The organism is Vibrio sp. A1-b2 (assembly GCF_021726015.1).
GTDB classification, from domain to species: domain Bacteria; phylum Pseudomonadota; class Gammaproteobacteria; order Enterobacterales; family Vibrionaceae; genus Vibrio; species Vibrio diazotrophicus.
Genome location: NZ_JAKKCI010000012.1, coordinates 67111 through 89506, shown reverse-complemented (window position 1 = coordinate 89506; position 22396 = coordinate 67111). Strand labels below are relative to the sequence as shown.

25 protein-coding genes are annotated in these 22396 nt (G+C 42.5%); 6 read left to right on the top strand and 19 right to left on the bottom strand.

Features of this window, described 5'->3' with window-relative positions; translation table 11 throughout:
- The first annotated feature begins 52 nt into the window (after positions 1–52).
- A complete protein-coding gene (locus L3V23_RS19060; RefSeq protein ID WP_102942350.1) occupies positions 53–922 on the top strand; it encodes a LysR substrate-binding domain-containing protein in 870 nt (289 codons plus the stop codon).
- 20 nt (positions 923–942) lie between these two features.
- Here the strand turns inward: L3V23_RS19060 and L3V23_RS19055 are convergent, their stop codons facing one another.
- From L3V23_RS19055 to L3V23_RS18965, 19 genes are all read right to left on the bottom strand, one after another.
- The gene (locus tag L3V23_RS19055) at positions 943–1173 is read right to left on the bottom strand and encodes a glutaredoxin family protein (RefSeq protein WP_102955196.1); all 231 of its coding nucleotides are present in this window, start codon (positions 1171–1173) and stop codon (positions 943–945) included.
- Positions 1174–1347: 174 nt separating this feature from the next.
- Positions 1348–1635: a hypothetical protein gene (locus L3V23_RS19050; protein WP_042488830.1), complete on the bottom strand. Its 288-nt coding sequence runs from the start codon at positions 1633–1635 to the stop codon at positions 1348–1350.
- An 80-nt stretch (positions 1636–1715) separates the two neighbouring features.
- Positions 1716–2702, bottom strand: coding sequence for a flagellar motor protein MotB (locus tag L3V23_RS19045; RefSeq protein ID WP_042488827.1), 987 nt, complete (start codon positions 2700–2702; stop codon positions 1716–1718).
- Positions 2702–3559: a flagellar motor stator protein MotA gene (gene motA, locus L3V23_RS19040; protein ID WP_042488823.1), complete on the bottom strand. Its 858-nt coding sequence runs from the start codon at positions 3557–3559 to the stop codon at positions 2702–2704. Before motA ends, L3V23_RS19045 begins: the two co-directional genes overlap by 1 nt.
- Positions 3560–3568: 9 nt before the next feature.
- Positions 3569–4297: a FliA/WhiG family RNA polymerase sigma factor gene (locus L3V23_RS19035; protein WP_102967007.1), complete on the bottom strand. Its 729-nt coding sequence runs from the start codon at positions 4295–4297 to the stop codon at positions 3569–3571.
- 11 nt (positions 4298–4308) lie between these two features.
- Complete coding sequence (locus L3V23_RS19030) at positions 4309–4806, bottom strand: flagellar basal body-associated FliL family protein (protein ID WP_102967008.1); 498 nt, start codon at positions 4804–4806, stop codon at positions 4309–4311.
- Between the two features lie 23 nt (positions 4807–4829).
- A complete protein-coding gene (locus L3V23_RS19025) occupies positions 4830–5921 on the bottom strand; it encodes a flagellar hook-length control protein FliK (protein ID WP_237292775.1) in 1092 nt (363 codons plus the stop codon).
- 3 nt (positions 5922–5924) lie between these two features.
- Complete coding sequence (locus tag L3V23_RS19020; protein WP_042488809.1) at positions 5925–6239, bottom strand: hypothetical protein; 315 nt, start codon at positions 6237–6239, stop codon at positions 5925–5927.
- Positions 6223–6609 (bottom strand): flagellar export chaperone FliS, encoded by a 387-nt coding sequence (gene fliS / locus L3V23_RS19015; RefSeq protein ID WP_042488807.1) that lies wholly within the window; start codon positions 6607–6609, stop codon positions 6223–6225. Before fliS ends, L3V23_RS19020 begins: the two co-directional genes overlap by 17 nt.
- Positions 6610–6630: 21 nt before the next feature.
- Complete coding sequence (fliD, locus tag L3V23_RS19010; protein ID WP_102967009.1) at positions 6631–7968, bottom strand: flagellar filament capping protein FliD; 1338 nt, start codon at positions 7966–7968, stop codon at positions 6631–6633.
- A 323-nt stretch (positions 7969–8291) separates the two neighbouring features.
- On the bottom strand, positions 8292–9143 hold the full coding sequence (gene lafA / locus L3V23_RS19005; protein ID WP_042488801.1) for a lateral flagellin LafA: 852 nt from the start codon (positions 9141–9143) through the stop codon (positions 8292–8294).
- Positions 9144–9429: 286 nt separating this feature from the next.
- Complete coding sequence (locus L3V23_RS19000) at positions 9430–10242, bottom strand: EAL domain-containing protein (protein WP_042488797.1); 813 nt, start codon at positions 10240–10242, stop codon at positions 9430–9432.
- Positions 10235–12328 carry a flagellar biosynthesis protein FlhA gene (locus L3V23_RS18995; RefSeq protein WP_102967010.1) on the bottom strand — a complete coding sequence of 698 codons (2094 nt, stop codon included), beginning with the start codon at positions 12326–12328 and terminating at the stop codon, positions 10235–10237. The genes L3V23_RS19000 and L3V23_RS18995 overlap by 8 nt, the downstream gene beginning before the upstream one ends.
- A 21-nt stretch (positions 12329–12349) precedes the next feature.
- A complete protein-coding gene (gene flhB, locus L3V23_RS18990) occupies positions 12350–13477 on the bottom strand; it encodes a flagellar biosynthesis protein FlhB (protein ID WP_042488791.1) in 1128 nt (375 codons plus the stop codon).
- On the bottom strand, positions 13474–14250 hold the full coding sequence (fliR, locus tag L3V23_RS18985) for a flagellar biosynthetic protein FliR (RefSeq protein WP_102967011.1): 777 nt from the start codon (positions 14248–14250) through the stop codon (positions 13474–13476). Before fliR ends, flhB begins: the two co-directional genes overlap by 4 nt.
- On the bottom strand, positions 14250–14519 hold the full coding sequence (gene fliQ, locus L3V23_RS18980; RefSeq protein WP_042488784.1) for a flagellar biosynthesis protein FliQ: 270 nt from the start codon (positions 14517–14519) through the stop codon (positions 14250–14252). Before fliQ ends, fliR begins: the two co-directional genes overlap by 1 nt.
- A gap of 15 nt (positions 14520–14534) precedes the next feature.
- Positions 14535–15293 (bottom strand): flagellar type III secretion system pore protein FliP, encoded by a 759-nt coding sequence (fliP, locus tag L3V23_RS18975; protein ID WP_102967012.1) that lies wholly within the window; start codon positions 15291–15293, stop codon positions 14535–14537.
- 15 nt (positions 15294–15308) lie between these two features.
- On the bottom strand, positions 15309–15674 hold the full coding sequence (fliN, locus tag L3V23_RS18970) for a flagellar motor switch protein FliN (protein ID WP_042488777.1): 366 nt from the start codon (positions 15672–15674) through the stop codon (positions 15309–15311).
- A gap of 3 nt (positions 15675–15677) precedes the next feature.
- A complete protein-coding gene (locus L3V23_RS18965) occupies positions 15678–16490 on the bottom strand; it encodes a flagellar motor switch protein FliM (protein ID WP_102967013.1) in 813 nt (270 codons plus the stop codon).
- Between the two features lie 648 nt (positions 16491–17138).
- On the opposite strand from L3V23_RS18965, the gene L3V23_RS18960 reads away from it, so the two are divergent.
- Genes L3V23_RS18960 through L3V23_RS18940 form a run of 5 tightly spaced genes read left to right on the top strand, consistent with a single transcriptional unit; the run spans position 17139 to position 22393 of the window.
- Positions 17139–17957, top strand: coding sequence for an OmpA family protein (locus L3V23_RS18960; RefSeq protein WP_180980356.1), 819 nt, complete (start codon positions 17139–17141; stop codon positions 17955–17957).
- Positions 17957–19288 (top strand): sigma-54 dependent transcriptional regulator, encoded by a 1332-nt coding sequence (locus L3V23_RS18955; RefSeq protein ID WP_102967015.1) that lies wholly within the window; start codon positions 17957–17959, stop codon positions 19286–19288. Before L3V23_RS18960 ends, L3V23_RS18955 begins: the two co-directional genes overlap by 1 nt.
- 14 nt (positions 19289–19302) lie before the next feature.
- Complete coding sequence (fliE, locus tag L3V23_RS18950) at positions 19303–19659, top strand: flagellar hook-basal body complex protein FliE (RefSeq protein ID WP_042488766.1); 357 nt, start codon at positions 19303–19305, stop codon at positions 19657–19659.
- A gap of 3 nt (positions 19660–19662) precedes the next feature.
- Positions 19663–21411: a flagellar basal-body MS-ring/collar protein FliF gene (gene fliF, locus L3V23_RS18945; RefSeq protein ID WP_042488764.1), complete on the top strand. Its 1749-nt coding sequence runs from the start codon at positions 19663–19665 to the stop codon at positions 21409–21411.
- Positions 21374–22393, top strand: a complete 1020-nt coding sequence (locus L3V23_RS18940; protein ID WP_102967016.1) for a flagellar motor switch protein FliG — start codon at positions 21374–21376, stop codon at positions 22391–22393. Before fliF ends, L3V23_RS18940 begins: the two co-directional genes overlap by 38 nt.
- Positions 22394–22396 lie beyond the last annotated feature (3 nt).

Sequence of the window (22396 nt, the reverse complement as noted above, 5' to 3'; positions counted from 1 at the left end):
TAAAACTATAATCGCGATATAAATAATTTATAGATAACTACTCGCTGATATTATGGAAACTCGTCACCTTAAATATTTTGTCGAAGTCGCACAGCATCAAAGCTTCACCCATGCTGCAAGTGCTTTGCATATTGCTCAACCCGCTTTAAGTATTGCGATTAAGAAGTTTGAACAACAATTGGGCGTCACTTTATTTAGGCGTGATGAAAGAAAGGTCAGTCTTACTCATGAAGGTGAAGTGCTGCTTGAACACGCGTTAAGGATATTACGACAACTGGAAGACGCGCAGCTGGCCGTAGATGAGCTAAAAGGTTTAGTGAAAGGTGAAGTTCGGCTTGGGACACCCAGTATGATGGGCTCGTACTTCTTTCCTGAAATCATCATGGCGTTTAAGAGTTACTTTCCCAACTTAAAGATGACTATGGTGGAAGCGGGTACTCAGTCGATTCGCAAAATGCTGCTCAATGGTGAACTCGACATTGGCGTTATCCTCAATCACGATCTTCCGCCAGATCTTGAAGTTGACCCTCTTTTGTCTTCGCAAATGGTTGCTGTAGTGGGGAAAGAGCATGAGCTTGCCGAGAAGAAAGAAATTGAATTTAAAGAATTTTTTGACCATGAACTGGTGATGTTCAAGCCGGGCTATTTCCATCGCGACTTCATCGACAACACGTGTAAAGAACACAAGTTAACAGCCAATATATCGTTTGAAACCAACTTATTGCCCATGATTCTTAGCATTGTGAAACATGAGTACGCGATTACCGCATTACTAGAGTTGGTGACTGACCACGAATCAGAAATTCGGGCGATACCGTTTAATCCGCCCGTCTATTTAGATTTGGCACTGGCTTGGAGAAAAGAAGGTTACTTGTCCAATGCGGACAGAACCTTTATTGAGTTCGTGAAAAAATACGTTTAGGCCATTAGGCGTGGTAGTTGTTAGCCTTTTCCATACATGCGGTCGAAATTACTCGGGTTCCAGCCAATCATTACCCGATCGCCAATTTTCAGCACAGGCACACTACGAGCTCCCATAGCGTCGAGTTCTTTGCGCCCACGTTCCATTTTTGCGTTACATAAGCGGTATTTTATCCCTTTAGAATCAAGGTATCGTTGTGCGTCTTTGCAATGTGGGCACTTGTCTTTGACGTATAAAACAACTCGTTTCATGGTATTCGCTCTGCTCGTAAAGTGGCTTAGTTAAGGTGGCGTAGAAAAGCGGCAAAGTTTACCGATACTCAGATAATGATGCAAACCTATCTCTGCATTGACGATAGTCTAATGCGCGAATCTTCACCAAATTTCCGCAACTGTGGAGGCTTTATTTTAAAGCTTCCAACTCACTTAAATCAGAAAGAAGAAGTAAAGGAAATAGATGAACGACAGCAGCGTCGCTGTGATAGTCGGATAAATGATATAGGTTTCGTATTTGGTGGTTTGCATGAAGCAAAGGCCAGTCAATATGACATTGTATAAAACAAGTAGAAGACTTATCGAAGTGCCACTATTGATAGTTAAATGGGTTAGCTGGAAAAGAAAGGTAGCCAGTAAAAAATAATCAACAACAATGAGCCATAAAAGCGTTTTTTTAAGATTGGCTTTTTCACAGCTCTCGTTGTTGTGTCGATCCATGGTGTACTCAGTAAAGTTATAAGACGCTTAAAAAGATCACCCTCTGGTGTGTAATTAGGGCCCAGAGGGTAATGATATGTTTAAGATTTTTGGAGATTTCTGTTTGTGCTATCAACTTCTACAGGGTAGTTAATTGCTTCCTGACGTAAGACAGGTTGATTAAAGTCGGCTTTGTCCTTCGCCTTTTCAAGCTCATTGTCTTCGCTTTTAAACAGTGTTTCCAATACTAGTGATGCGGTCGTAGTGAGGATGAACAGCTCAATTCGGCGGTTTTCACTGCCATTAGGATTTTCTGGATTAAGTAGCGCTCGATTTGACATCCCGGTCACTTGTAACACGCGTTCTTCCGGCATGCCTCCAGCAACTAAAGTTTGACGAGCGATATTGGCTCGATTTGCTGATAATTCCCAGTTGGTGTTATGACTAAATGCGCGCTTAAAAGCAACGGAGTCAGTGTGCCCACTGATAATCAAAGAGTTTTTCACACGTTGAAATATAGGAGCCAGAGCCAACAGCAAATCTTCAAAGTACGGTGTTAATTCTGTACCCCCACGATCAAACATATGTTGTCGGAAGTCATCTTGTAGAACGATGCGTAAACCTTGTGGTGTTACGGAAACGAACACATTACCTTCGGCATTTATCTGTTTGATCATGTTTTCGATCACTTTAGCGAGCAATGCCAACTCTTCTTGAGTATCGAAGGTTCCATCAATCAATGAATCAGATTCAGGTCCTTCACCGTCGCCACTATAAAACGAAGTAACAGTATGATTGGAATCTGCTTTGCTTGGCACTGTCGATGAATTGGTTTCCAAATCAATAGGAGACAAACTTTGTGACGTGTCAAAAGGGTTTCCAGCGCTTTCAAAAATGCTGGCTTTCGCAATTTGAGCGACGATAGCTTGTCTTTCTTTCTCGTTGGAAACCTGCATGATCCACAGTACGAGGAATAGCGCCATTAGGGCGATCATGAAATCTGCGAACGCAACTTTCCAGGCTCCCCCGTGGTATTCATCGTGTTCATGCGCCTTAGCGCGTTTGAACACTATATGCTCCTTTTGCATTATACCTCCTGCTCGGTTAGCCATTTTTCCATTTCATTAAACGTTGGCTTGATGTCTAACTGAATGTGTTTACGGCCAGCATCAATCGAAAGTAGCGTAGGTTTTTTTGCAACGTATGCCACAAGGCTTGCCCGAATACATTCGAAAGCAGACATATTGCGTTTAACTCTTTGAGCCATAGCATTACTTAGTGGGTCTAAGCAGCAGTAACAACCAAAAATACCGATAAAGGTGCCAACAAGTGCAGCTGCAACATGATGTCCGATAAGGGCGATAGAACCGTCAATTGATTGCATTGTAATGATAATGCCGCCTACAGCCGCCAAAATACCAAATCCCGGTAAAGCTTCGGCTGTACGTTGAATCGATCTTGATGGCACCATTAAATCCGCCTGAACAGCGTCTATTTCCTGTTCGAGTAATCCTTCAAGCTCATGAGGTGACATCTGTCCCATTGCCATAAGACGAAGGTTGTCTGCAATGAAGGCGACGACTCTATAGTCTTGAGCAATACGGGGATAGCGAGAAAATATGGCGCTGCTTTGTGGGTTTTCAATATGTTGGTCCAGAGATTTAAATCCGCTGGTACGCACAGTCTCCAGAAGAATCTGTAGTAAAGCCATCAGCTCCATGTAGTATTTCTGTTCGTCTTTGGGTTGACGCAAAATCATACGTAACTGAAGACGTATTTCCTTAATCACATGAGGCGGATTACCAATGATAATTGAACCTAAAGCTGCACCAATAATGATAAGGAATTCAGCTGGTTGCCAAATAGCAATTAGGCTGCCGCCAGCCCACATATAGCCGCCAAATACACATAATAAAATAATGACGGCGCCAAGAAACTTTTGCATAAGTGACTCCTAAGAAGACAAATGATGATTGAGTTGGTTGAGCGCCTGTTTGTGTAACTGACAAACACGGGCCGGTGTTAAATCGAGTACGAGCGCAATTTCGTTAAGGTTAAGTTCATGTTGATAAAACAGCGTTAGCAGTAGTTGGTCGCGTTTATTAAGCTGCTCTACTGATCGTTCCAAGCTTCGACGAGTATGTTCATGTGAAATGCTGTCGTAGCCGTCTTCGGAAAAATGCTCAACGCCGTTTTCAATCAGTTGATCGAGGCTTTGCATTTCACCTGCAACTAACGCATTTAGACGATAATGATAGTCTTCCCCGTTGGTTCCCAAGGCCTGAATAATCTCGCTTTCAGACGGTTGTCTTCCGAGTTTTCTCGTTAAGTCACGAGTAATATCATTAAGTTGGTGTGCATCTTGTCGTGTCTTTCTTGAGCGCCAGTCTAGCCGGCGAAGTTCATCTAGAATCGCTCCTCGGATACGGCATACGGCGAACGCAGGAAAGTTGGGGTCCTCAATGTCACCATAGCGGCGTCCTGCTTCGAGCAAGCCGATTAACCCGATTTGTTGCATGTCTTCGACACTGCAATGGGTATTGGCATGAACGCGTAATTGATTAGAGACCCTTTTCACTAGATGTTGATATTGATTGAGTAGGTAATTTTCATCAATGGCAACAGCAGGGGTGTTTATGTCTTCTGAGTGACTGTAAGCGTCTTGATACTGCATGTCCAACATACGTTCCGACCTTACTGCACGACAAATTTAGTAAGAAGTACATCGTCGATGTTATGAAGAATATCTGTTTTATCAAACGCTGAAAGAACGGACTGTTTCACTTCGTTCTGCAATTTGTCGATGATGCCGTCTTGCTGAATGTCCTCATAGGTTTTATCACTAAACAGTTTGATCATTGAGTTGTGAACAACAGGCATATAATCGTTTATGTTTTCAATAGCTTCCGGGTATCTGGTTTCCACGGCAATTTCAAGCATAAGGAAATGATTTTGTTTTTCCCCCTTAATACTGAGTACTACTTTCTCTAGCGAACGAAAGCTTGGAGCTTGAGCACCTTCTGGCGAGTTGTAGGTTAGAAAAGACAATGGGGATTGAGCAAACCAGTTATTTGATTCGCCATTGTTCGGGGATTTTAGATACATAATACCGCCAAAAACGATACCACCTGTAACGAGCATGTTAGTGACAAGTAGCATGATAAACATTGTGATAATTTGTTTTTTGGACATAACTATTTCCTAGGATATTCGCTTTAGGCTTGTGCACTGAGCCAATGTTCAGACGTTGGTGTATAGTCTTGGTCTGAAGAGGTTTCTTTCGCTTTATAAATTCTGCTGTTTTGCTCTTCAAAGCTTTGACTTTGTTGTTGATTGCGTTGATCTGAGCCGACGTTAACATCAACATTGACGAAATTTTGTTCCTGAAGTTCAGCACGTAAACGATCCGAAACCTGCATCAGGGCTTCTCGTGTCGCTGCGTTATTCGCATTGATTTGTACACTTAGACGATCCCCTTCTATTCGAACGACCAAATCCAGTTTTCCAAGATCCGGTGGGTCGAGACGAATCTTAGCTTCCTGAAGGTTTTGCTGTGCTTGTAGCGTGACACGATCATGCAGTACCTGAAGCATTTGCTCGCCCCATTTACCCGCTTGAGTTTCAATGCGTAAGGTCGCCCATTCAGGTCGGTTTTCACCTGCTGTTAAGTTTGTAGTAGATGAAGAGTGTAGGGGGGCTGATTGTGCTGTTGGAGATAGCGGTGAGGCTCCTATGTTACTGAGCTCACTATTGATTGCGCTGACAAGTTTGATGTCTGCAATAGGCGTATTTGATGTCCTACCGTTAACTTCTGGGTTTGTTAACGGAGTTTGCAATACACTCGCGCTTGTAACTTGATCCGCGTTTGTAGCTTGGGGAACTGATATCTGGTTGTTTAATGTGACAGCTTCAGCCCCTGTTATATTTCTGCCTTGAGTATATTGTCCATTGGCAAAATTAAACCCAGATACAATTACACCTTGTGCTTGTGCGTTGCTTCTGGATTCAGGTTTGTTCATCTCTTGCACAATATTAACTGTAGGCGGAACCAACATGTTTAACTCTTGCTGAGTATCGTCACTGACTTGTTGCTCGTCTGACGCTGTGGCGTGTGGATGATCATCCACAGCAAGCTTATGTTCCGTTTTGGACAATGCGGAATTAAATGGAATTTGAACAAGAGTAAAGACTTCAGAGTTCGCTTGCCCATCGCTATTAAAACTACGCGCCTGGTGCACTGATTTAGTAAAAGAGGCATTCTCTTTTACAGGTGATGTTGCTTGTTGAGTTGTGGTTAGTCCTTGCAAAAACTAGTCCTCCATTGACATCGCTAACTGATAGGCCAAAGTGCCTTCCTGTTGCTCGTTAACCTTGGACATTTGAGCTTCCAATTTTGAACTCGCTTCTTTTAGAGCGTGATAAGCCGCTTTATGTGCAGCTTTTACATCAGCAACATGCGGGGCAATACGTGGATCTGTTAGAGAGTCTCTGCCCGCACTTAAAAGTTCACTAAGCTCAGAATCGTAGCGGGCAATAGCACGCCAATCCTGCATCTTTGTTGCTATGGTTATCCGTTGAGTCAGAAAGCGGAAACGCTCCGCTGAAACCTTACGCATGTTGCCCAAAATTAACCCATCCTTCTCTAATGTTGCCCATCACAGTTTCAACATTGGTTAAGCGTTGCACGTCTTTCTGTACGCTTGCTTGATACAGCTCAATTTGGCAGAAGTCGTATAACTGATGTAGGTTTTCAGCGAGCTCGCCGCCGTTCTCCATGTCGAGAGCACTGTCTAAACCAATTAAAATGTTCATACATTTACTTATGCCTGCGCCTTTGGCCGCTAAACGCCCCTCAGCTAGGTGGCCACGGATGCGTTCTACTTCATCGAGTAGACCGTCGATAAGCATAACGACCAACTGGTGTGGAGTTGCTGCTGCGGCTTGAGCGTTTAAGTCCACTTGTTGGTATGAGTCATAACCAGAATCCATTAACATAAAGTCTCTCCTAGATCAGACTTAGCCGAACATCGACATTGTCTGATTCATTTGGGTAATAATTTGGTTCATTTGGGTATATTGTTTTAGGTAGCGGTTATAAGACATCTCATATTTTCGTTCTAAGGCTTCTTGTCTATCGCTGATACGATCGAGAGTTTGGCGTAACGCATCTTTACGTGATGAAAACATACCTGTTGAAAACTGGAGATAGGGCTCCATCATTTCATCGATAGAATCTAAAAGATTACCGTCACCATTGAAGAAGGTGTTCAAAGCCTGACTATTGGTCGTCTGAGCTTCTTTGAACTTGTCGCTATCAATACTCATACTTCCATCACGACTGATTTCAATGCCAAGATCAGCGAGGCGTATTCCAGAAAATTGCTCACGTATAATCGTTTTGAGCTGAGTTTCTATGGAACGAACGGTTGAATCTCCTGCCAGTACACCACGGGCAGTGTCTTCTCCACCGATAGTGGTGTATTTGTCTATAGTCGACATTAAGCTGTTATAAGCTTTGATAATCGAATTCATCTGTTCAGTAGTGCCTTCCTGATCCGGCGCAACTGTCATCGATATTGGCGTCTCACCCGATGTTTGTGCTTTAGATACCGTGATATCGACACCATCAACAACGTTTTCGAAAGTGTTGCTACTACTGGTTAACTGGAGACCGGATCCTTGGGCACCGGCCCAAATGATCGCATCTTGTGGTGCGGTAATTTCTGTCAGATTAGCGAAAGCATTTTCAAACCATGCTTGGCCTGTACCTGAAGCACTAACATTAATCGTGTTGTTAACGCCAGTTTCTTCACTGGAAAGCATAAAGTAGGTTTGGCCGTTTGAGCGTACCAACGTGGCGTTAACGCCTGGGTTGCTACTGTCACTGTTAATCGCAGTGACGAGTTCCGCCATGGTTGATACACCGTCACCATTACTATCAATAGTGGATAGGTCTAAAGACATAGTTTCGCCATTGATACTAAAATCGAGCGTTCCTGTTGAAGGCACTACAGTGCTCGCATCTAAGTTAACTGGCATATCGGCGGAAACTTGGTGAGCCGTTGCAATTTGTTCAACAAAAAACTGGTAACTGCCTGAAAGTGCCGTAGCGTCGGCTGTCGCAGAAAGATAACCATCAGAAGAGGCGGTCGCACTATTTTTTACGATGCTGCTAGTCGAATTGTTTATTTCATTAATAGCGGTGCGAAAATCTCTGAGAGCCGTTTCAATCTTGCCCAGTGCTGTCAGTTGAGATTGATACTTAGTGTTCTGTGTATCATAACGAGTTTGAAATGCCTGCACGTCGTAGGTCGCAAGCTGTGTTGCCATAGTTATTGGATCTATCGAACTCATTTGTTTTCTCCCTGATATCAGTCTGAGTGCTACTTATATCTGGCTATACATATCTGATTTGAATAAACGTATATTTCAAGATGCGTGCCAGTTAAATTATTTATATAAAACAAATAGATAGGTGTGATAATTAATAAAGGCGGAAGCTCTGTTTCCATAGGGTGAGTTCCGCTTTTCCACTTAAAATCACATGCTATTCAATAACGTTAGGCGACATAGTCTTGAGTAAAATTAAATGCAACGTGGTGAAACGTAAGTCGGCGAGTGAAAAATAAAAAAACCTCCCATAAAGGGAGGTTCTATTAAGGTATATCGTTGAGCAATTAGCGTAGTAGAGAAACAGCCATGCCTGGAATTTGGTTAGTTTGAGACAGTACCGTTGTACCAGCTTGCATCAACATTTGGTTCTTAGTCATGTTTGAAGATTCTGCAGCGAAGTCTGCATCCATGATACGACCTTTAGCTGCTGTTGTATTTTCAGAAACGTTCGCTAAGTTGTTAACTGTATGTTCTAAACGGTTGATGTTTGCACCCAATGTACCGCGTAGGTTACTGATTGTGTCGAACATGCCTTCCATAACAGTAATTTCGCCATTCGCACCAGCTTGAGTAGTTAAAGCACCTAAACCAGTGATTGCTGTTTCGATTGCTGTAATACCAGTTGATGCATCAACTTGTAGTGTTTCTGCTGCAGACGCACCGATTTGGAATTGAAGAGTTGCATTGCTACCCATAATGCCGTCAGTGGTGTTAAGCAGGTGTGTACCTGAACCGTAAGTTGTTTGATCGATGATACGTGTCATTTCGGTAGCAAGTTGTTGGTATTCTGCATCCAGTGCAGTTTGCTCTGTACCACCATCGGCATAAGTACCGTTAGCTGCTTGAGTTGCTAGATCTTTCATACGGTAAGCGATGTTAGATAGTTCATCTAAAGCACCGTCAGCAGTTTCGAGCATAGAGATTGCGTCTTGAGAGTTACGCATTGCAACCGACATACCACGAGTCTGAGCTTCTAGTTTAGTTGCAATAGCCAAGCCTGCTGCGTCATCAGCTGCAGAGTTGATGCGATAACCTGTGCTTAAACGTTCTAGCGCAGTATTAAGTAAGTTGTTCGTACCGCTGATCGTGTTTTGCGCAACGAGTGAAGCATAGTTAGTTTGCATTGATAAAGCCATGTTCGATTCCTCAAGTGGTTTCAATATGTTATTGGGTTCGGGATACTTCCCTGTTCACTAATTAGAGGCGGATGATCGAGTGAGAAAATTAATTAAAAATTAAGAGAAATTAAGAAATATTTTAAAAGTAATTAAAATTCAATGGTTTATATGTCTTCTTTGTGAGGGTTATTATTCAGATTATTTTGATTCCCCCTTTACTAACAACTGATGTGTCAGTGATGCGGAAAGTGTAGGGGGAATAGAGGCAGTCAGTAACTTTGCTAATTAAATGTAACGTCGTTAATTAATAGGTATCATTATCCGCATCGCTAAAGTTTCTAAATGACATAGACATTGGGATATCGCTGAAGTAACCAAAATAGTAACTAGCGCCAAGCAACTTATATTGGTTTAGTTCTATTTTGCTGGAAACTCTACCTGCTACCCATTTGTAACGTGATTGTCGAAGGAAACGTGCGATTGGCAAAAAAGCTTGCCTGTCTTCTTTATTTTCCAATGACACGGCAAGTTTGATCATGTCTGGTTTGAACAGCGCTACTTGTTCGAATTGGTCACATGGAGCATAGAGCTCAAACCAAACAGCATACGCAGTTTTTTGAACTTGTTTTACTAGTTCCTGAAGTTCATCAGGAGAGGTTAATGGAAAGTCTACCTGTATTGACGGAACTATGTGCGCAAATGTCTGCTGATGATGCTCAAGAGCTTGTTCGATAAATAGTTTACCTTCTGGCCACAGTATTGTTTCACCTTTAATAGGGACGACGACATTACTGATGAGATCCGGGTGAAAAGTTTCTAATTGGAATTTGGTTTGACGAAGCGCTAGGTAAAGGCTGTACAAGTCTAGGCAGTACGCCATTTTCTCTGATAATTGAAACTGATAAACACTCTGTTCGCCATGGCTACCAAATCGCAAAGTTAGGTGTTGAAACTCAACTTCACCAGTATTCGCTTCACGGATTGCCTGACAGGCGTGACGAATATCGTTGTGTTTGAATGCTTCAAATACCAAAGCGTCGTCATTGGTAGTGACGTTGTTTTCGATAAGATCGCTGAGATATTGGAACAGCGTCTGAAAAGAAAATAGCTTAACCAAGGTTACCTACCACACTTATCTGTTTGTTTTCTGGAATCTCATTGTATGACAGCACAGCTAGCCCATGCGCGAACGTTCTTGCGTATCTTGCAACTAACGGTCTTAATTGCGGCATAACCAGCAGAATAGAAGGAATACCTTGCTGTTTCATTTGTTGCCTAATGAGAGGTAAATTCTGTTGGAATTGTCCCAGAATGTTAGGTTCAACAGGAAAACTATCTAGCATCACGGTGCCACGAGCTTGAGCCTGTTGCAAAGAAGTCATGAGCATTTGCTCAAGTTCGTCAGATAATGCATAGACTTTAATTTCCTGTTTTTGACCCGCTAAAAGGTTAATCAAAGTCCGGCGTAATGCACAGCGAATATCGGCGGCCAATAAGATTGGGTCTTTTGTATTTTCACAGGACTCAAGCATGGTGTTCGCAATGGTTCGAATATCTTTCAGGGGAACCTGATCCAACAAAAGCTGACGATATACTTTGAGTTGTTGCGCAGGGCGCAAGGCCGCAGCGAGTGCTTCTGCGAGTTTCGGTGCTTGAACGGTTAAACGCTGATTCATCGCGTCTACATCATCATGATTAAACAGCTCAGCAAGGTTGGTTTTCATAACTTTACTAATATGCGTAGCAACGACTGTCGCATCATCGACAACCTGATAGCCCATATTAAGTGCCCGAGCTTTTTGCTTATGTTCTATCCATACCGCTGGTAACTGATAGGCAGGATCGCTACCGATGATACCGTCGATCTCACCGTAGGTTTCTCCTACCGCAATTGCCATCAAGCGTTCTGGTTCTATAAAACCTTCTTCTATCGTTTCCCCGTTTAGGGAAATAGTGTACTGATTTGGTTTAAGATTGAGGTTATCTCTAATGCCCACTTCTGGAAGCAGGAACCCGACTTGCTCTGATAAGTTGCGGCGTACGCCTCTGATGCGTTGTGTTAGGGGCGCGCCTTGTTCTTTATTGATCAGATGAACGAGTCGATAACCGAGGGAAAGACCTAAAGTCTGAACATGGGGTATATCTTCCCAGCTTAGCGGTGCGTCTTCTTCCTGTCGCATCGCTTTTGTAAGGGCAGTCACTTCTTCAAGCTGCGAGTCTTCAACCGGCAGTTTGCTCTGACGCCATCCGGCAAAAGCGACAACAACAGCAAAAGTGAAGAAAGCTAAGTGTGGCATACCCGGAACAATGCCGATAACAAACATAATGCACGCTACGGTATAAAGCGTCGAAGGTGTCGCGAGCAACTGCTTGTGCATTGTTTGCGACATATCGTTATCGCTATCGTTAATGCGCGTAACAATAATCGCTGCTGACGTTGCTAGTAGGAGAGATGGGATCTGAGCAACTAAACCGTCACCTATGGTAAGTAGAGCATAAGTTTTAAAGGCTTCGGCTGCAGCCATACCGTGTTCAAATACACCAATAGCGACACCGCCAATAATGTTTATAAACAAGATCATCAATCCAGCGATTGCATCACCACGGACAAACTTAGATGCACCGTCCATTGAACCGTGGAAGTCTGCTTCATTTGCTACTTCTCGGCGGCGTTGACGAGCGGACTCTTGATCGATCAACCCGGCATTCATATCAGCATCTATTGCCATCTGTTTGCCAGGTAAAGCATCTAGAGTGAATCGAGCAGAAACTTCAGAAATTCGTTCTCCACCTTTGGTAATGACGACAAAGTTAATGATCATTAGGATGATAAAGACCACCATACCAACGACATAGTTTCCGCCGATTACCACTTCACCAAATGCTTGAATGACTTTACCTGCAGACTCGGCACCATTATGTCCTTCAAGCAATACAATCCGCGTAGATGCTACGTTTAGAGTCAAACGTAGTAGGGTTGCGACAAGCAATATGGTTGGAAATATGGAAAAGTCCAACGGACGTTTTGCCGTTGTACTCACTAATAAAACCAGAATCGCAAGCACGATATTGAAAGTGAACAAAGAGTCCAACAGCAAAGGCGGTAAGGGCAGGATAACCATTGCCAATATCATCAGTAAAACGATTGGAATACCAATATAAGATTTACTTGTACTTTGTAGTTGTTTTAACCGGTTTAACATCGGTACAGTCCTTATTACTGATTAATGCTGCAAGTTCTTGGGAATGGAAAAATGAGGGAGTGGCATCGGTTCTTCCCCTTTACCATTGCGAAAAGATTTCAACTGCAACACGTACGTCAAAATGTGTGCTACCGCGATATAAAGCTGGCTTGGAACAGCCTGTTCAATGGCGGTTGTATAGTAAATTGAACGAGTTAACGGAGGAGAGTTAATGATTTCTACGTTATTTTCTCTAGCAATACGCTGAATATGCATTGCGGTCTCATCAATACCTTTAGCGACCACGAAAGGGGCATCGGATAAAGAGAGATCGTATTTTAGTGCAACGGCATAGTGTGTCGGGTTTACGATTACTACATCAGCCTTTGGTACCATTTTATCGGCACGGCGTCGGGCAAATTGTTGTTGGATTTGGCGAATACGTTGTTTAACTTCTGGACGACCTTCATTGCTTTTATATTCTTCCTTCAATTCCTGCTTGGTCATCTTGAGTTCTTTCATATGCTCCCATCTTTGGTAGGGAATATCGACCAGTCCAAAAAGCAATAACACGCCCCCCATTAAAAGAAGACCGTCAAACAGGATACTCATTATTAATTTCACACCCTGATTGAGAGGAAGTTGCTGCATTCCCAATAGAGACTGAAGATTTGAGTCCATATACCAATACAATGCGAAAGAGATAACCACGACTTTCAGCGTGGATTTGAGAAGTTCGACCAATGAGCGGGTAGAGAACATCCGCTTAATTCCAGTTAAAGGATTAAGCTTACTCAGTTTGGGTAACATGTTCGCAGGACGAAACAGCCATCCTCCGAGAACCATGTTGGAGCCTGCGGCTGTAACAACAATGACTACAAACATAGGAATTAACAGTTCGACTAAAATACCTAAGCTGTGCATCAACTTTTCAATCATCGTGATTGGGTTTTCAAGATCTTGATGAGTGAGAGACATGTTGTAGCGAAACACACCCGTAATGGTGTGCCAAATCGTAGGGAGTTGTGCTGAGAAATAGAAAGCCACAGCGAGAAAAATAAGCGCTGTGGTAAATTCTTTGGCTCGAGGTATTTGGCCTTGTTCTCTGGCTTTTTTGACCTTTTGGGGTGACGCTTTTTCGGTTTTATCCTGAGAAGACGATTCGCTCATGCTCTTCCCACCATAAATTGATTTAGAAAACGTAAAGTGTCATGAACTAATCCTGTGTAGCTGCCGGGTATACCGCTAACGGATAGCAATACGGTGAATAGCCCCAATAGCATTGTCATTGGAAAACCGAGAGCGTAAACATTGAGGCTTGGCGCTGCTCGGTTCATTACACCAAAGCTAATGTTCGCTAGAAGCATAGCGACGATTGCCGGTAGGGCGAGAGCGAGAGCTGCAGAAAACATCCAGCCAAATACTGAGATAAGTGTTTTTACCGATAAGATTGTAATGCCCGAACCAACGGGCCAAACCTCAAAACTTTGAATTAAGATATCGATAACCAAAAGGTGCCCTTCGAGAGCTAAGAATAATAGAGTGGAAAAAATGAGAAAAATTCGGCTAAGAATCGGTACCGACATTCCATTCACAGGGTCATTCATAACAGCCATACCAAGTCCCATTTGTAGAGAGACAATTTGACCAAGCATGGTAAAAACCGTGAACAGCATATGAATGATTAATCCAAACAATAAGCCCCAAACGGCTTGCTCAAATGCAAGAAAAAGTGACGTCATCGAAAAAAGTTCCACTTCTGGCATTGTTGGCATAAGCGGAGCTGTTATCACAGTAATGGAAAGTGCAAGTAGTGTTCTTATCCACACAGGAATGAGCAAATCACCAAAAATTGGCATTGAAATAAACGCTGCGCCAATCCGGAAAAACGGCCACCAAAGTTGACCTAACCAACTGGATATTTCGCTGAAACTTAACTCCATTAGCCAAGCATTCCGGGTATATTGAGGAACAGGTAATCAAACAACTCCATAATTTGGCGTATCATCCAATGGCCAGCAAATATGACCATTAACATAGTCACGATGAGTCGGGGAAGAAAACTGAGTGTCTGTTCGTTAATCTGAGTTGCGGCCTGAAAAACAGCAACACCTAGCCCCACAATTAAACCAGGAACAACCAATACAGCGACAATTAGGATGATCAACCAAACGGCTTGAGAAATGAGGGTTACGACATACTCAGGAGTCATTTAATAATCCTCAATTTATGGAGCGAAACTGGCGGAAAGAGTACCGACGGTCATTGCCCATCCATCCACGAGAACGAAAATAATTAGCTTAAATGGTAATGAAACAATAAGCGGGGATAGCATCATCATACCCATTGCCATCAATACACTGGCAATCACTAGATCAATGACCAAGAAAGGAATAAACAGCATAAATCCTATCTGAAAAGCAGTTTTCAACTCACTGATAACAAAAGCGGGCAGTACAACAGCAAAAGAAATGTCTTCTACGTTCTGATCTAACGGTTCATTAGCGATACGAAGCATTTGCTCGAGAGAGCTTTGATGTGTTTGAGCAAGCATAAAATGTCGTACAGGTTTTTCAGCAACAGAGAATGCTTGCATTAAGGTTATCTCACCTTGGTCGTAAGGCTTAAATGCGTGTTCATATACGTCAGTCCAGACAGGGCGCATTATGAGGATGCTAAGCGCGAGTGCTATACCAACTAATACACGATTGGGAGGGCTTTGTTGCAGACCAAGAGCCTGACGCAAAATAGCAAGCACAACAATAATACGCGTAAAGCTGGTGGCCATCATAATAAAGGCCGGTATAAAACTTAGCGCTGTCATCAACAACAGAATCTGCAGTTTTACACTGTATTCCTGTTGAGTATTGCCGTCAGTGACACTGAACATAGTAAGACCGTTTTCTGCTGCAAGCGTTGGCATCGATAACAATGACAGCAACAACACCATTATGCTTAAGCGGTATAAAGAAAGCGGCTTATTCATTTTTATAACCTGAGATTAACCAACGGATGTTAAAGCTGAATCAATCACGTCAATGAGACGCAGACCATACTTCTCATTTACGATAACGACTTCCGCATGGCCCAGTAATGAACCGTTCACTTTTACGTCTAAAGGCTCGCCATTTAGCTTATCCAATTCAATGACAGAGCCTTCACCCGCTTTCATTAAATCGCCTAAAGAAAGTTCTTTACTGGCAACCTCTAACGTTACGGTTACGGGAATATTTTTGAAAAAACTTAAATCCCTTTCGCTTTTGGGTGCTTCTTCATTTACAGCACTTTCTTCAGATTCATCGAGGTGAAATTGACCAAAATTCAGGTCATCGTCATCGAAGTTCAAAGCGTCCAAAGAGTCACTCATTTGTTAGGAATCCTTATCTTGGTTCAAAATTAAAACTAATTGCCCGTCTTGTTCTGCAACTCGACCTGTAAAGAGATTGGCATTGCCTATACTGACAGGAGGGGATGACAACAGATCGATGGGAAGTATGTCTTGCGGCGATAAACTTAATACTTCGCTTAGAGTCATGGTTTTCTTGCTCAAAAGAACATTGAGTCTCACTGGCGTAGTTTTTAGCGATTCATAAAACTGAGGTTTTAAGTTTTCGTTTGACTGCAAATCAAGCTGGTTGATCAGCGTTTGAACCAGTCGATTATCAAAGAATACCGTCAGCTCACCGTTATGTTCACCGCTAGTTACACTCAATTCGGCCTTAATGCCTGTACCGAAAACCACATCGTCTCCGCTGGTTCGCCACATTTCTTTTGGTGCTACCCATTGACTGATCAACTTGCCTATACGGTCTTGAAGACGTTTGTCACTACTAGTAATTACGGTTTGTTTACGTTCAATATCTGTGCCATAGAAACGGTCAGAAAATCTAATTAATGATTTGTCATCTAGATTGATAAATAAAGAGCCACCGCTTTCATGACTGTACTGAGAAACCGTTTTCATATTGAAGGATAAATTGCTTAGTTCGAATATTTCAACGGACTTGATATTAATATCTATATATGGGCCACTCAGCCAAGATTGTAGTTCTGTAATTAGGCCATTGGTTGAGTCATTTATGATTTTTGCTAACTTTTCTCGGACGATATGAATTGGTTTGCCTAGTAATTCTACATTTAAAGGTTTTACATCGGTATTTAAATTTTCAATTAGTTCTGACATTTATATTTTACCGTTTCATGACAATTCATTTTTAGTCGTATTGAGCAGCATTCTAATCAATAAAACTAATATTTTTTTACCTATAAAAATCATATTTGTGATATTTATTCCAAAATGAATCTTGTGATGTTTTTCACTTATTTTTGGTGGTTAATTATTGATTTGATTGTGCAAATTCTGGGCGATTAATAATCTTTGGTTATCAATTTTTAGTGGGTTTTTGAATTAAGTTGTTGTAAATAAATGGATTGATGGTGGGGATTTAGATGGTTTCTAGCACAAGAACATACATAACAACGGCTTATGTTACGGTTGTTAAGGTTTCTAGGCGTTATGTATGGTTCGTTGTCTCTCCTAGGTTTTGCATGTCTAATAAAATAAAATTACGAGTATTTTATGAGAGGTAAAATGTGCATTTGTTCCAGTTTTTAATTTAAGTTTGAGTTAAATATATAAAGCTTTTGAAATATAGAAATCTTTATGTAAATTGTTTTTTTCTAATGAAATGTGTGTCAGAGTAGTGTCAGTTAAAGTTTTGAACGGCTATTTTTGGATGTTTGTAAAATGTTTCGCTCAGTTGTTTTCTTTTTAATAGTAGTTTCATCGTTCGAATCTTATGCGAATGAAAAAATTGAAGTGCCAATGGATATGTCTTCTTGGATCTATAAAGAGGAACCAACGGCTTGCAATTTAATTCATGCGGAAGTTCCGCAGGGGAAGTTTTATTTCCGCTCTGAGACAAATAATCAGGTTACATTTGAATATGAATTGGCGAATACATTGAATGTTTGGAAAACAGCGGAACTATCTTTGTTGGAGCCGCCTTGGTCAGAACTGCATAAAGTCACTGAAATGAGTCAGGGATATAAGCGGGGAACATCTCACTTTTTATTTCGAGATCATATAAGTGAAACTCTAAAGTCAGCCGAACAAGGAAAGTGGTTGCAGCTTTCACTTCATGACAGCTCTCGTTCAAAACGACTCGATATCATTGTTCCGACCATTCGGGCTCAATCTCCTATTGCTGAGTTTATCGAATGTAAGAATCGTCTGCCTTCAATGACGTATTCCGATGCGAAAGATACATTTATTTATTATCGAAGTGGCCAAAAAACACTGAGTCAAAACCAGCGTGCGCAGCTAAGCGCGTTGGCAGAATACATCCACTGGGACGCTTTGGTTACCAAGGTATTGATCGACGGCTATACAGACAGTGTCGGATCAAGGTTGGGTAACATTCAAATTTCAAAAGAACGTGCAGAAGAAGTGGCACAGTATTTGGATAAATTAGGTATAGGTAAAGAAAACATGCAGATACGAGCACATGGTTCCCGGTATCCGATGATGACTAACGACACAGAAAAGGGGCGTTCCAAAAACCGCCGCGTAATGATTCGCATCGTTAGAAATAACGAGACTGTTGTTAAAACACTCACCCAACACCAAGTAACCAGTGAAGGTCAGTAATGTCTACGTTAGATATATTATTAGTCGAGCCGAATGAGCTTTTGGCTCAATCTGTTATAGAAGTGTTGACTGACGCTGGTTATAACGTACGTCATGAACGCACAGGCCGAAACGCTCTACTACAGAGTCCGGCTTCAATTACAATCGTTAGCTCCAATTTATGTGATATTTCAGTACACGATTGGGTTGCATGCCATCAGAAGCAAAGTCGCTCTGGGGTTGCCATCGCGATTGTAGAACAAGATCAAGGTGTTTTGGCTGCCGAAACCATGAAGGCTGGCGCGACAGACTATTTGTTACGTCCGTTTGAATCCAATCAGCTTCTTAACCTAATTCATAGAGTTGAAGCTCTCAAAAAACCAATGGCTAACATTGTTGCAGAATCTTGGCGTAGTAAACAGGTTCTGCAGTTAGCTCATAGAGCTGCTTGTACAAACGCTAGTGTCTTGATTACTGGTGAATCTGGTACAGGTAAAGAGGTTCTCGCTCGCTATGTTCATGAGCAGTCATCAAGATCAAACGGTGCGTTTGTTGGCGTTAACTGTGCTGCAATACCCGAATCAATGCTAGAAGCGGTTCTATTTGGTCACGTAAAAGGCGCGTTCACAGGTGCGTTAGCGTCGCAGAGTGGAAAATTCGAAGAGGCTAACGGTGGAACCATACTGCTGGACGAAATTGGGGAAATGTCACCAGCAGTTCAGGCTAAACTTCTACGTGTACTTCAGGAGCGCGAAGTAGAAAGAGTGGGCAGTCACAAGGCTATCAAACTTGATATCCGTGTGATAGCAGCAACCAATAAAGATCTTCGAGAAGCCGTACAAAAGGGGCAGTTTCGCGAGGACTTATACTACCGCTTAGACGTATTACCTTTACATTGGCCTCCGCTACGTGAACGTAAAGAGGACATACTTCCAATTAGTCAGTTCTTTATCAAAAAATATCAGGAAGCAAGTTCTTGCTTTCTTTCTCAAGACGCCAAAATAGCGCTCAGTCAATACGACTGGCCAGGCAACATACGCGAACTTGAAAATGTAATTCAACGTGCGTTAGTCATGCGTCACGGAGACTATATTACTGCGCAGGACCTCATGCTTCCCGTTGAAGTCAGTTCAATAAACCATAGTTCTGCATCAGATCAAACGTTTGGTCACGTTGAAGCAAAAAGACAGGCTGAGTACCAATACATATTAGAAAAGTTACGTCAGTTCGGTGGCAACCGAACCAAGACAGCTAGCGCGTTAGGTGTTTCAACCCGAGCATTACGATACAAATTGGCGGCAATGAGAGATCAAGGTATTGATCTTCAGTCAATACTTGGCTCAGCGGCATAAAAAGGAGAATAGAAATGGCAGATTTACCTTTTGGGAATGTAATGTCAGCCGAGCAATTGATGCTCACGAAAATGGATGCAATGCGAATACAAGCCTCTCCAGAGTTTGTCGTGACTGCTAACCCTGTTGATATTCATACCGTAAATGAACCTATGTCGTTTTCAACTGCAATGACGGATGTACTTAACAAAGTTAATGATCATCAGTCGCTCGCAAGTAGCAAGATGACGGCGGTAGAAACCGGGGAAAGTGATGATCTGGTGGGCGCAATGATTGCGAGCCAGAAAGCGAGTCTGTCATTCAATGCATTATTGCAGGTACGCAATAAAGTGGTTGGCTCATTTGAAGATATTATGAAAATGCCGGTGTAAAACATGTCTGAACTTCAAACTCAAACGGCTGGTGCGCTTAGCCTCAGTTCTAATCAGCCAAGAGCCTCTTCAGCGAAAGGAATGGACGACTTTGGTAATAAGCTAAAGCAGCTATGGTCAAGCAGTCAGCGAAATTTAGTACTGTCTGCGGTGCTGGCTGCCATTGTTGCGGCTTTAATTGTTGTTGCGTTGTGGAGTTCATCACAAGGCTTTCGCCCTTTATACGGGCACAACGAGCAATTCGATGTAGGCGAAGTTGTATCGGTACTGGAAGCTGAAGGTATCGATTACCGTTTGCAGGACCAAAACGGACAAGTTTTGGTCTCTGAAGATGAAGTAGCACGAGCGCGTATGCTATTAGCTGCTAAAGGTATTAAAGCTAAACTTCCTACTGGCCTTGATTCACTTAAAGAGGACAGTTCATTAGGAACGAGCCAGTTTATGGAAACGGCTCGATATCGTCACGGATTAGAAGGTGAATTGGTTAGGACAATTATTGCATTAAATGCCGTTTCTAATGCTCGTGTTCATTTAGCGATTCCTCGCCAAACATTGTTTGTGCGTCAACAAGGTGAAGCACCATCAGCCTCTGTCATGGTTGAGTTAAAACCTGGATCAGATTTAAAACCAGAGCAGGTTGAAGCCATTGTGAATCTGGTCGTTGGTAGCGTCATCGGCATGAAACCAGAATCGGTATCTGTTATTGATCAATATGGTCGCTTACTAAGTGCTGACGTCGGCTCTACGGAATCTGGCAAAGTAAATGCTAAATATCTTGAGTACCAGAGAAACGTGGAACAGCAGATTATCAAACGTGCTGCTGACATGTTGACGCCTATATTGGGTTCAAGCAACTTTCGTGTTCAGGTCGCTGCGGATATGGATTTTAGCCGAGTAGAGGAAACCCAAGAAATCCTAGATAACAATCCAGTCGTCAGTAACGAACATACAGTTCATGATAATTCGATTGATCAGATTGCTCTTGGTGTGCCAGGGTCGTTAAGTAACCAACCTCCGGTTACGGGTGAGCAACCCACTCAGGACAGTCAAAACACAAATGCACGCGCAGAAATTAAACGTCAGTATGCTGTGGGTTCAAGTGTAAGAAGAACACAGTTTCAACAGGGACAGATTAAGAAACTCAATGTATCTGTATTGTTGAATTCTGTGGTAGCTCCAGATGGGAGTGCTTGGACTAATCAAGAGAAATCAGAGCTTTCTGAAATGATTATGGAAGCGGTCGGCATCAATGCTGAGCGCGGTGATAGCTTCAGTTTAAGTAGCTTTAACTTTACACCAATAGAGATCGAAGCTCCGCCAGAAATACCTTGGTGGCAGGACCCAACCATTCAACAACCGCTACGTTACGTTATAGGTGGAATGTTAGGTTTGGCCATGATTATGTTTGTTCTACGACCATTGGTTATGCACCTAACCGGAGCAGACCGACGTAATCTGGAACTTGAAGTACCTTCATTGCTAGATGAGCCGTCTTACGAAGATGTACAAACTAAGTCTGATCGTGAATATGAAGAAAATCTCAATCGACGATTAGCAGAAAAAGGCATTAGTACATCCAATGGATTAGATGTGAGTAGTGAACTATTACCACCTCCAGGTTCTCCATTAGAAATCCAATTGAAGCATCTGCAGCTTATCGCGAATGAAGAGCCGCAGCGTGTCGCCGAGATATTGAAACAGTGGGTAAATGTGAATGAGCACAGCACAGTCAATGCAGAACCAAGAGCTTGAATACGTAGAGCAAACAGCGTTAGTGCTGTTGGGGATGGGTGAAGACGCCGCAGCCAAAGTGCTACGTCATTTCTCTCGAGACGAAACACAACGTGTCACTCGCGCTATGGCGAAGTTGAGTGGTATTAAAAGCGAAAAAGCGAAAAATGTTATACAGAAGTTTTTCGAAGATTTTCGCCAGCACAGTGGTATACGTGGTGCATCGAAAGATTACTTGTCTAATACCCTTCGTAAAGCGTTGGGTAACGATTTAGCCAAGGGATTATTAAATGATCTTTATGGTGATGAGATTCGCAATAATATGCAGCGTCTGCAATGGGTAGATTCCGAGATACTTGCCCGTTTTATTGCAAACGAACACCCACAAATGCAAGCCATATTCCTTGCCTATTTGCCACCAGAGAGTTCTTCTGCGGTTTTAAAAAATTTACCTCAGGATTACCACGATGAATTATTGTTCCGAATTGCACGAATACAAGATATCGACCATCAGGTGGCTGGTGATTTGAACGAACTGATTGAGCGTTGTATTGAGCAAATCTCAGTGACGCAAAGTGCACCTTTGTCAGGCGTTAAGCAAGTCGCTGACATCATTAACCGTTTTGATGGTGATAGAGCGTCATTGATGGAGATGCTTCGTTTACACGACGAAGATGTGGTTAATGAAATTGAACAAAATATGTTTGATTTCATGGTATTGGGGCGTCAAAGCGAAGACACCATGGATCGTCTGGTTCAACAAATACCGATGGAACTTTGGGCGGCTGCACTTAAAGGCGCCGAAATTACGTTGCAGCAAGCGATTAAGCGTTCCATGCCTCAACGTATGATTAAGACTCTCGAAGATGAGATGCAAGTGCGTGGAGCGATTCCTCGCAGTCGTGTAGAAAGTGCTCGTCAGGAAATTATGCAGACTGTTCGTGAACTCAATGAAATGAATGAGATTGATCTGCAGCTCTATCAGGAACCGACGGTGGAGTAAGTC